Origin of the sequence: Acidovorax sp. (assembly GCF_046291265.1) — a bacterium.
GTDB lineage: Bacteria > Pseudomonadota > Gammaproteobacteria > Burkholderiales > Burkholderiaceae_C > Acidovorax.
This window is the reverse complement of the sequence record NZ_JBKBTV010000100.1, coordinates 1-10,062: the sequence shown is the minus strand read 5'-3', so window position 1 is coordinate 10,062 and position 10,062 is coordinate 1. Positions and strand designations below refer to the sequence as shown.

Here is a 10,062-nt window from a genome sequence, read left to right as displayed (position 1 = left end):
TTTGACTCGCTTGGCACAACAGCCCGATTCAGTCCACTAACTTTATTGTTGCACTTGGACTTGAATCCGCCCTTATTCAATAAGCGCTATAAGCTATAAAATCAGTAGCAATAGCGCTTGTAGGCCAGCGCCGCTGATACGGCTGTAGAGAGTCCCCCCGCCCAGGGCATTGCCGTTTCTTCGCGAGCCCCGAACTACCAACCACCGCCCATGTTGACCACCGCCCAAATCCTTGCCTTTCTGCTCACCGCCGTGATGCTCACCGCCACGCCTGGCCCCGACAACCTCATGGTGCTGAGCGTCGGCATGTCCAAAGGGCGCCGTGCCGGAATCGTGTTTGGCTTGGGGTGCGCTTTGGGCTGCCTCAGCCACACCGTGTTGGCCGTGATTGGCGTGGGCGCCATCCTGGCTGCATCGCCTATGGCCTTTACCGCGTTGAAATGGGCAGGCGGCGCGTACTTGATCTGGCTCGGCATCCAGGCCCTGCGCCACGCGGGCGCCGTGCGCATCGATGGAGGACGCAACACCAACAACCAGGCCCCGGCCGAATCGCTGCACCGCACCTTCTCCAAGGGTTTGGTCGCCAACGTGATCAACCCCAAGGTCGTGCTGTTTTTCCTGTCGTTCTTGCCACAGTTCGTCGATGTGTCGCGCGGCAGCATGGAACTTCAACTGGGCTTGCTGGGCCTGTTGTTCACCGCCCAGGCGGCGGTGCTGTTTGGCCTGCTTGGCTACTTCTCCGGGACCGTAGGCGGTTGGATCAACCGCAAGCCGCAGGTGGGTAAATGGCTGGACCGGTTGGCGGGCATGGTGTTCATAACGCTGGGTGTTCGGATGATTGTGGTGCGGTAGAACGTCGGTTTTTCCTTGCAAATGGATTGAGGTGCGATCAATTTGCAAGGATGTTCAATGCCGGCGCGACGTTGCAGCGGTGCGCCGAGCGCCGGCCCGAGTGACTTTGTGATGGGCGTTGAAGCGGGCATGCCCTCGGATCCGCACCTGCTGCCTACTCCGTCAGGACCAAGATCGTCCTCGGCTGTGCGCTGGCTGTGCGCGGTTCACAAGCCTGCAAGTCGTCGCAGCCGTTCCAGGACAATTGATGCTCTAGCTTGACTTGCTGCATCGGTACGCAAGTGCATAGGGATGACATCTACAAAATTTGTGTCCGCCAAGAGTTCATCAAACTCATCGCGTAGATAGTTGCGAACGCTATCTGAAGCATTTTCAACTTCATGTGCCAACTCTGGACGGCCATCAATCACGTTGATGATGTCTTCAAGGTCGTGACTGCCTGCATAGTCTGGGAATCGTACGCCGTCAACGATGAGGAATCCCCTGTCGTAGAACGCGACTAGCTTTGTCGCTAAGAATAGAGGGGGGCTTACAACCAAAACGATTGATCCATTGCTTAAAGCGATTTCGTGTGCGGTAGCCACCACTTCGGGATACCAGAGGTTGGTTGAGTGCCCGAGAACATCGCTGCTACTTGGCATTACATCTAATTTCAGCGGACCTTTGGTCCAGCGACAAATGTGCTCCGCTTCAGCGCTTTGGCGAAAGCCGCGTTGAGAGAGCTTGTCTCCGAGCTGGTAGTACTCGCCCACATTCGTCACTTCTGCTACAAGGTCCACGTCAGTCGTCTCTCTTACTGGGGGGCTGGCGGGGTCTGAAATTAGTAGTCCAACGGAGCAACCGCCAACTAGGACAAGCTCTTTGCAGAGGTCTCCCAGAGACTCTGCAACGATCTCAAGCGATGCAATGTTTGGGTCGTTTTGATTCATGCAAGCCGCTCTCGCAAAAGTGGTATCGCGAGTTCGCGTTCACGCGCTGCCCCGGCCCGCACGGCGTCGATCAGAGTTAAGGCATCGAACAGCTTCTGGTCTAGGCGAGACGCATCGGGAACGCTGGTGTGGAGCGGAAGCAGAGCTGGGCCATAGGCGGTGCCTAGTGCGTCTGGCCACACGTGCGGCATAGCTTTAGCCTGATCAAAGTACTCGACCAAGGAGGGGCCTGCGGTGGTTGTCGCCACTCCCCTGGTGAGGGGGCCTTGGATTGGAGGAAATGCATATCGAGCTCCATGAAGGGCAAACTCCGATATGGACGTGTTGATCGGCCTGATTTCCCCGGAGGCTCTGCTGATGAGCCGGGCTTGCTCACAATGAACCACGCACCCGTGCACCGCTGAGACGGCCATGCATAGCTCATCCGCAAGTGTTGTAAGCAGGAAAGCACGTTCCTTGTTTACAGCAATCTTGAGCGCCACCAGGAAGTCCTGTGGCTTCAATACCAGTTGCTTAAGCGTAGACTTCATAAAATTTCAATTTTCTTGAAATGAGAATTTACTGAATACTACTCCCCAGCAGCGAGCTTTTAGCGAAATTTCAGTTTTCATGAAATTGGAAAGCCATTGGATAGTGATGAGCATAAGTTCTATACGTTATTTGATGTCGGTCGGAACGTTTGACAACGAATAAGTGCTGTTATACGATGATCTTCTAAGTGATATGGAGCTTGTATGGCTGATGTAGGCATCCCTAGAAAAAAGAGTCCTCGGGCTCCGTCGATTTCACTTGACGAGGCGATCGACCGCGTCATGAAAGCTTATGACAAAGAGCGCTTACACCCTGCTCCAACAGAGGTAGTCGCTCAAAACTTGGGCTACAAGGGCGCATCAAGCGGGAGTGCTCTCTCCGCCATGGCATCGCTGCGGTACTACGGTTTGCTAGAGCGCCCGAGTGATGGGCTTTTGGCGGTTACGAAAGACGTTGAAGCTCTCAAGTTCGCGCCAGACGAGGATTTGAAGAGATCACTTCTGCTTAGTTTTTTGCGCAGGCCTGCGCTCTTTTCTGAGCTACTGGAAAAGTACTCGACCGGACTGCCTTCCGATGCCAACCTAAAGTACGACCTCATCCAGCGAGGGTTTTTGCCGCCTTCGGCCGGTGATGTCGTTGCCGTATTTCGAAGATCAGTTGAGTTCACGCGATACTTTGAAGGCGATGACGCTGAAAGCGCGCCAGCACTGAGTGCCCCGACTCCTGCTGAAGTTCAAGAGCTGCCTCAGAAGCTTGCTGTTGAGCCTCTTGCCGCGCCCGTGGCCGGGTCAAAAGTTCCCCGTACAGAAGTTTTGGATGACGCAGATTGCGACCGGATTCCTGTGAGGTTACGTGGAGGGCGGCGTGCATGGCTCGTAATCCCGACGCCGTTCTTCAATGCCGATAAGGCGCGCTTGAAGGCGCAGATAGATCTGTTGCTTACCGAGGACGGCATAGAAGACGAGGATGACTTGTGAATCAATCAAGCTTGCAGGGCTATTGACTCGCTGAACTATTTACCATGGCCGCAGCTTGTCGATTTCGTCGCAAGCTCGTTTGTCTAGGCTAAACCCCGCTCCATACTTCGCCGTCAGTTCATCCGCACGCTTCAAGAACGCTTCGATTCCCGTTCCATAGATAAACTGCATCGCCCCTCCCGTCCACGCCGGAAACCCAATCCCAAAGATCGACCCGATGTTCGCGTCATGCACGCTGGTCAGCACGCCCTCGGCCAGGCAGCGCGCGGTTTCGATGGTTTGGCGATAGAGCAAACGGTCCTGGATCTCTTGCACGCTCCATTCCACGCCGGGCTTTTCGAACAGAGGTTTCAGCTCCGGCCACAGGTGCTTCTTGGCGCCTGCGGGGTAGTCATAAAAACCGCCGCCACCGGCGCGACCGGGGCGCTTCAGCTCTTTGACCATGCGCTCCACCAGCAGCTCGCCGGGCGTGGCGGCGTAGGTCTTGCCTTCGGCGGCGTAGTCGGCGCGGGTCTGGTCCAGCACATGCACGCTCAGGGTCAGCGCGGTTTCGTCCAGCACGGCCAGCGGGCCGACGGGCAGGCCGGCCTGCATGGCGGCGTTTGCAATGGCGGCTGCGGGGATGCCTTCGCCCAGCATGGCGGCGCCTTCCATCACAAAGGTGCCAAAGGTGCGGCTGGTGTAGAAGCCGCGTGAGTCGTTGACCACGATGGGCACCTTGCCCAGGGCCTGCACGTAGTCGAACGCGCGGGCCACGGTTTCGTCGTCCGTCTGTTTGCCGCGGATGATCTCGACCAGCTTCATCTTGTCCACGGGGCTGAAGAAGTGGATGCCGACAAACTTCTCGGGCTTGCTGCTGGCCGTGGCCAGGCCGCTGATGGGCAGGGTGGAGGTGTTGCTGGCAAAGAAGCCGCCAGGCGCCAATTGCGGCTCGGCCTCTTGCGTGACCTTGGCCTTGAGCTCGCGGCTTTCAAACACGGCTTCGATGATGAGTTCGCAGCCCGCCAGGTCGGCCGCGCTGGCGGTGGGCGTGATGCGCGCCAGCAGCGCCTGCTGCGCCTCGGCTGTCATACGGCCCTTGTCTACGCGGGCCTGGGTGAGCTTGGCGCTGTAGGCCTTGCCAGCCTCGGCCTTCTCGGTGCTCACGTCCTTGAGCACGGTGGCAATGCCCCGGCTGGCCTGGGCCCAGGCGATGCCCGCGCCCATCATGCCGGCGCCCAGGATGCCGACCTTTTGGGGTTTGTAGCGTGGGGCCGAGCCTGGGCGCGACTTGCCGCTCTTGATCGCGTTCATGTCGAAGAAGAACGTGTTGATCATGTTGCGCGCCACGGGGCCGGTCATCAGGCGGGCCAAGTAGCGGCTTTCGATGCGCAGGGCGGTGTCGTAGTCCACCATCGCGCCTTCGACCATGGCGGCCAGCGCCGCCTCGGGCGCGGGGTAGCGGCCGCGCGTGGTCTTCTTGAGCATGGCGGGCGCTACCGTCAGCGCGCCTGCAATCTTGGGGTTGGCGGGCGTGCCGCCGGGCATCTTGTAGTTCTTGTCGTCCCACGGCTGCACGGCATGCGGGTGGGTGGCGATGTGGGCGAGGGCGGCGGGCAGCAGTTGCTCGCGAGTAGCCACCAGCTCGTGCACCAGTTGCAGCTCCAGCGCCTCGGCAGGGTTGAAGAGCTTGCCTTCCAGCACATAGGGCTGCGCGCCCATCAGGCCCAGCAGGCGCGTCATCTTGGTCACGCCGGTGGCGCCGGGCATCAGACCGAGCGTGACCTCGGGCAGGCCGAACTGGATCTTGGGGTCGGCCACGGCGATGCGGTAGTGGGCGACCAGGGCCACTTCCCAGCCGCCACCCAGTGCGGTGCCGTTGAGGCAGGCCACCACGGGGATGCCCAGCGTTTCGAGCGTGCGGAAGTGCTTCTTCATGCGCTCGATCTCGCCAAACGCGTTGGGCGCATCGGCGGGTGTGAGGCGCATGGTGGCCTTGAGGTCGGCGCCCGCAAAGAAGCTGGTCTTGACCGACGCGAGCACGATGCCTTTGAGCGCAGTGCCCAGGCGTTCGCGGTCGCCCAGCACCTGGGCGGTGACCTCGCCCAGCTCTTGCTGCCACTGGCGGCACATGGTGTTGACGGGGGAATTGGTTTCGTCAAACGTGATGACGGCGACTTCGCCGTCGGTGCCCTGGGCGGGGATGAGTTCGTAGCGGATGGTTTGCATGTTCTTGTCTCCTGGTGCGGTGTCTTGATCTCGCGGCGGGGTAAGTGGCTGGGTGATCGGTGTGCCCTGGCTTCGACGGGCTCAGCGCGAACGGGTGGGGGATGTGCAGGGGCTTCGACATCACCACCGCCCGTTCGCCCTGAGCTTGTCGAAGGGTTGTCTTCGTGCCTTGGCTTCGACAAGCTCAGCCCGAACGGTTCGGGGGATCGCTCGGTCAGAGCCGCTCAACGATGGTGGCGATGCCCATACCCCCGCCTACGCACAGCGTGGCCAGGCCATAGCGCTGGCCCCGGCGGTGCAGCTCGTCAATCAAGGTGCCGAGGATCATGGCGCCCGTGGCGCCCAGCGGGTGGCCCATGGCGATGGCGCCGCCGTTCACGTTGACCTTGTCGTGCGGCACGCCCAGCTCGCGCATGAAGCGCATGGGCACGGCGGCAAACGCTTCGTTGACTTCGAACAGGTCGATCTGATCGATGGTCATGCCTGCGCGGGCCAGCGCCTTCTTGGCGGCGGGCACGGGGCCGGTGAGCATGATGGTGGGGTCTGCACCGCTCAGCGCCGTGGCCACGATGCGCGCGCGCGGCGTGAGGCCGTGGGCCTTGGCGGCGGCCTCGTTGCCGATGAGTACGGCGGCGGCACCGTCCACGATGCCCGAAGAGTTGCCCGCGTGGTGCACGTGGTGGATGCGTTCCACCTGCGGGTAGCGCTGCAGGGCCACGGCGTCGAAGCCCATGCCGCCGAGTTGCTCAAACGAGGCCTTGAGCGCGCCCAGGCCTTCGAGGGTTGTCTTGGGCTTGATGAACTCGTCTTCGGCCAGGATGGTCTGGCCGATGAAGTCGCGCACGGGCACGACCGAGTTCTTGAAGTAACCCGCCGCGCGTGCTGCGGTGGCGCGGCGTTGGGATTCGAGCGCGAAGGCATCGACGTCGGCGCGGGTGTAGCCGTCCAGCGTGGCGATCAGGTCGGCGCCGATGCCTTGGGGCACGAACAGCGTGGCGGAGTTGGTCTCCGGGTCTTGCGCCCAGGCGCCGCCGTCCGAGCCGATGGGTACGCGGCTCATGCTCTCCACGCCGCCCGCCACCACCAGGTCTTCCCAGCCGCTGCGCACCTTCTGCGCGGCCAGGTTTACGGCTTCCAGGCCCGACGCGCAGAAGCGGTTGACCTGCACGCCCGCGCAGCGAAAGTCCCACCCGGCTTTGAGTGCGGCCACCTTCGGTAAAACCGAGCCCTGTTCGCCCACGGGCGAGACGATGCCCATGACCACGTCGTCCACCGCGGCTGTGTCAAAGCGGTGGCGCGCCTGCAACTCGATCAGCAAGCCGGTGAGCAGGTCGATGGGCTTGACTTCGTGCAGGGTGCCGTCCTTCTTGCCCTTGCCGCGCGGGGTGCGCAGCGCATCGAATACATAGGCTTCGGTCATGAATGGTCTCCGGTAGTCTTCAAAGTTGCTTGGGTGATGACGCAGTTGCTTTTGCGGCGCGTCTCACGTAAGTTGGTAGCGAGCGGCGCCCGAGTGGCTCACACCAAAACAGCGCGCTTTCTGACGTGGGTGCGGTGGTTTTTGCACTATCTTTCTGCGGTTGCTATCTACATTTCTGGCTATGAAACGAAATACATCCTCTGCTGTGCAGCGCATGGCCCGCGGCGCTATTGAATACGACGACACGCGAGACGGGTTTGCGCTGGAGCACCATCTTGTACTGGCCGCATCCAGCGCGCTGGCGGTGGCGGCCTTCATGGCACCCAATCGCGGTTCGGCCGCCATTCGCGGCATTGGCGCGGGTCTGCTGCTGATGCGTGCCTTGAGTGGCAGCCTGGGTGTCCGCTCCTGGGTGAATGTCACAGACCGTCGCCGCGGCGCGCCGCTCACCCCCGAGGAAGTCCGCGCCGCCTGGTATCTGTAACAGCGTTCGGCGTCCATCGCGCGGGACATGGCACTGTGCATGGCACCGTTCATGGCGCTACTTGCCCAGACCCATGGCGCGCGCAATCACCTCTTTCATGATCTCGTTCGTGCCGCCGTAGATGCGCTGCACGCGCGCGTCGGCGTACGCGCGGGTGATGGGGTATTCCCACATGTAGCCGTAGCCGCCAAACAGCTGCACGCATTCGTCCATCACCTTGCACTGCAGGTCAGTCGTCCAGTACTTTGCCATGCTGGCGGTCTCGGTGTCTAGCGTGTCTTTGACGATCAGCTCGCAACACTTGTCCACGAACACGCGGGCCACCTGCACCTGCGTTTGCAGCTCGGCCAGGGTGTGGCGGGTGTTCTGAAACGACGCCACGCTCTGGCCGAAGACCTTGCGCTGCTTGACGTAGTCCACCGTCCAGTCGATGGCGGCCTGGGCCGCGGCCACGGCGGTGATGGCAATCTGCAGGCGCTCCCACGGCAGTTGCTCCATCAGACAGATGAAGCCGCGCCCTTCCATGGCGGGGCCGCCCAGCAGGTTGGCGGCGGGCACCTTCACGTCGGTGAAGAACAGTTCTGAGGTGTCTTGTGCCTTCATGCCCATCTTCTTGAGGCGCTGGCCTTTTTCAAAGCCGGGCATGCCGCGCTCCACCAGGAAGAGGCTGGTGCCCTTGGCCCCGGCCGCCGGGTCGGTCTTGGCGACGACGATCACCAGGTCGGCATGCCAACCGTTGGTGATGAAGGTCTTGCTGCCGTTCAGCACGTAGTGCGATCCATCGGCACTCTTGATCGCAGTGGTCTTGATGCCCTGCAGGTCGCTGCCAGCGGCGGGCTCGCTCATGGCAATGGCGCCCACCATCGCGCCGCTGGCCATCTGGGGCAGGTAGAGGCGTTTTTGCGCCTCGGTGCCGTAATGCAGGATGTACGGCGCCACGATCTCGCTGTGCAGCCCAAAGCCGATGCCGGTGGTGCCAGCGCGCGCCAGCTCTTCCATCTGCGCCACGGAATAGAGCTTGTCGGCCCCGGCGCCGCCGTATTCCTCGGGCAGGCTCATGCACAGAAAGCCGTTGGCGCCCGCCTGGTTCCACACTTCGCGGGCCACGTAGCCCTGGTCTTCCCAATCGGCGTGGTGCGGTGTGACTTCCTTCTCGACAAAGCGGCGAAAGCTGTCGGCAAAGGCCTGGTGGTCGGGCTGGAAGAGGGTGCGGTCGATCATGGCGGTTGTCTCTTTCTATTTATGCAAAGTTACTGCTTGGTTAAATTCTGCCACTGCCGAGCCAAAAACGCACTCTCAAAAACAAAAGGCCGCCCGAAGGCGGCCTGCTGGCAAAAAACAGTGCGGGTGACTATTTCACGTAGTCAGACACCACTTTCCATTTGCCATCGGTGATTTGCGACAGGCGGGACAGGTCGCTGCCCAAGCGTTTTTGAGGGCCAAACGTGCCTTCTGCGCTGCCGAACATGTCGGGTGGAATCACCATGGTGTCCATCGCCTTGATGAAGCTGTCGGTGCTGAGGCCCGGGCCTGCCTTCTGTGCGGCCTTGATGAAGGCGTCGACCGCGTTGTAGCCGTAGACCGAGAACACCGTGGGGTCTTCGTTGAACTTGGTCTTGTACTTGTTGGCCCAGAAGCGGATAGGCTGGCTGGCCTCGTCCAGGTAGGGGTGTTGCACCGTCATGGTGGCGTACAGGCCGTCCATGGGCTTGCCGCCCAGCTTGTGGATGAGGTCGGTGTATGCCGCGCTGGAGCCGAGGAAGGTGGGGCTGAAGCCTGTCTTACGCGACTCGCCAATGGTGCCGATGGTTTCGCGGATGATGGTGCCCAGAATCACGAAGTCGCACTCTGACGACTTCATCTTGGCGACCTGCGACGAGAAGTCGGTGGCGCCGCGCTTGTACGAGGTCTTCTCGGCAAAGTCCATGCCGATGGACTTGAGGGCCGCCTCGCCGCCGCGCATTACCTCCAAGCCAAACTCATCGTCCTGGTAAATGGTGCAGACCTTCTTGGCGCCCTTTTCCTTGATGAGCTTGGGCGCGGCCAGACGGATCTGGTCGTAGTAGGTGGCGGCAAACGAATACTTGAGCTTGTGAAAGGGCTCGTACATTTCCCGCGCGGCCGTCACCGGGAAGAAGTTGATCACGTTCTTGCTGAACTGCACGGGCATGGCGGCCAGGTTTTGTGCCGTGCCGATGTGCGCAATCATCATGAAAATCTTGTCCTGGTTGACCAGCTTCTGAGCTGCCAGCACGGCTTTCTTGGGATCGTAGCCCGAGTCTTCCACCTTCAGGTCGAGCTTGCGGCCGTTGATGCCGCCTTGTTCGTTGGCCTCGTCCACGCGCAGCATCATGCCCAGCCGCACCTGTTTGCCAAAGCCCGCCAGCGGCCCCGACAAATCCTGAATGGACCCCAGCGTGATGGTGTCTTTGCTCACGCCCTGGCTGGGCTGCGCCTGCGCAGCGCCCGCAGCCATGGCCAGGGTGGCCAGCGCGGCAATGTGATGAAGTTTCATGGCACGTCTCCTTCGGTTGGATCGAACTCGGTTGCTCGTTATAGAACGATGCCCGGGGTGGGGCACCAGCACTTTCCCTATCTGGTCGGGGCCTGGCATGGGACGCGCTTTGGCTTCGACAGGCTCAGCCCGAATGGGTTGTGGGG

8 protein-coding genes are annotated in these 10,062 nt (G+C 61.2%); 3 read left to right on the top strand and 5 right to left on the bottom strand.

Annotated elements, in window-relative coordinates; all coding sequences use genetic code 11:
• The first annotated feature begins 210 nt into the window (after positions 1–210).
• Positions 211–852 (top strand): LysE family translocator, encoded by a 642-nt coding sequence (locus ACK41V_RS22400; protein WP_409785706.1) that lies wholly within the window; start codon positions 211–213, stop codon positions 850–852.
• A 206-nt stretch (positions 853–1,058) separates the two neighbouring features.
• On the opposite strand, the gene ACK41V_RS22395 is transcribed toward ACK41V_RS22400, so the two are convergent.
• Entirely contained in the window at positions 1,059–1,781 is a 723-nt protein-coding gene (locus ACK41V_RS22395; protein WP_409785704.1) for a hypothetical protein, read from the bottom strand.
• Between the two features lie 734 nt (positions 1,782–2,515).
• On the opposite strand from ACK41V_RS22395, the gene ACK41V_RS22390 reads away from it, so the two are divergent.
• Positions 2,516–3,289, top strand: a complete 774-nt coding sequence (locus ACK41V_RS22390) for a hypothetical protein (RefSeq protein WP_409785702.1) — start codon at positions 2,516–2,518, stop codon at positions 3,287–3,289.
• A 39-nt stretch (positions 3,290–3,328) separates the two neighbouring features.
• Here the strand turns inward: ACK41V_RS22390 and ACK41V_RS22385 are convergent, their stop codons facing one another.
• Together ACK41V_RS22385 and ACK41V_RS22380 are read right to left on the bottom strand one after the other, a co-directional pair.
• Positions 3,329–5,497 (bottom strand): 3-hydroxyacyl-CoA dehydrogenase NAD-binding domain-containing protein, encoded by a 2,169-nt coding sequence (locus ACK41V_RS22385; protein WP_409785700.1) that lies wholly within the window; start codon positions 5,495–5,497, stop codon positions 3,329–3,331.
• 214 nt (positions 5,498–5,711) lie between these two features.
• Positions 5,712–6,917 carry an acetyl-CoA C-acetyltransferase gene (locus tag ACK41V_RS22380; protein ID WP_409785698.1) on the bottom strand — a complete coding sequence of 402 codons (1,206 nt, stop codon included), beginning with the start codon at positions 6,915–6,917 and terminating at the stop codon, positions 5,712–5,714.
• A gap of 181 nt (positions 6,918–7,098) precedes the next feature.
• Here ACK41V_RS22380 and ACK41V_RS22375 point away from each other — a divergent pair, with 181 nt between their 5' ends.
• Positions 7,099–7,401 (top strand): hypothetical protein, encoded by a 303-nt coding sequence (locus tag ACK41V_RS22375; RefSeq protein ID WP_409785696.1) that lies wholly within the window; start codon positions 7,099–7,101, stop codon positions 7,399–7,401.
• 57 nt (positions 7,402–7,458) lie between these two features.
• Here ACK41V_RS22375 and ACK41V_RS22370 read toward each other — a convergent pair whose 3' ends face one another.
• Together ACK41V_RS22370 and ACK41V_RS22365 are read right to left on the bottom strand one after the other, a co-directional pair.
• A complete protein-coding gene (locus tag ACK41V_RS22370; protein ID WP_409785695.1) occupies positions 7,459–8,622 on the bottom strand; it encodes an acyl-CoA dehydrogenase family protein in 1,164 nt (387 codons plus the stop codon).
• 130 nt (positions 8,623–8,752) lie between these two features.
• The gene (locus ACK41V_RS22365) at positions 8,753–9,916 is read right to left on the bottom strand and encodes an ABC transporter substrate-binding protein (protein ID WP_409785693.1); all 1,164 of its coding nucleotides are present in this window, start codon (positions 9,914–9,916) and stop codon (positions 8,753–8,755) included.
• Positions 9,917–10,062: the final 146 nt, after the last annotated feature.

Bases quoted from the DNA above. Each gene is read 5' to 3' on its own strand.
- ACK41V_RS22400 (WP_409785706.1), top strand. From the start codon at position 211: ATGTTGACCACCGCCCAAATCCTTGCCTTTCTGCTCACCGCCGTGATG.
- ACK41V_RS22395 (WP_409785704.1), bottom strand. From the start codon at position 1,781: ATGAATCAAAACGACCCAAACATTGCATCGCTTGAGATCGTTGCAGAG.
- ACK41V_RS22390 (WP_409785702.1), top strand. From the start codon at position 2,516: ATGGCTGATGTAGGCATCCCTAGAAAAAAGAGTCCTCGGGCTCCGTCG.
- ACK41V_RS22385 (WP_409785700.1), bottom strand. From the start codon at position 5,497: ATGCAAACCATCCGCTACGAACTCATCCCCGCCCAGGGCACCGACGGC.
- ACK41V_RS22380 (WP_409785698.1), bottom strand. From the start codon at position 6,917: ATGACCGAAGCCTATGTATTCGATGCGCTGCGCACCCCGCGCGGCAAG.
- ACK41V_RS22375 (WP_409785696.1), top strand. From the start codon at position 7,099: ATGAAACGAAATACATCCTCTGCTGTGCAGCGCATGGCCCGCGGCGCT.
- ACK41V_RS22370 (WP_409785695.1), bottom strand. From the start codon at position 8,622: ATGATCGACCGCACCCTCTTCCAGCCCGACCACCAGGCCTTTGCCGAC.
- ACK41V_RS22365 (WP_409785693.1), bottom strand. From the start codon at position 9,916: ATGAAACTTCATCACATTGCCGCGCTGGCCACCCTGGCCATGGCTGCG.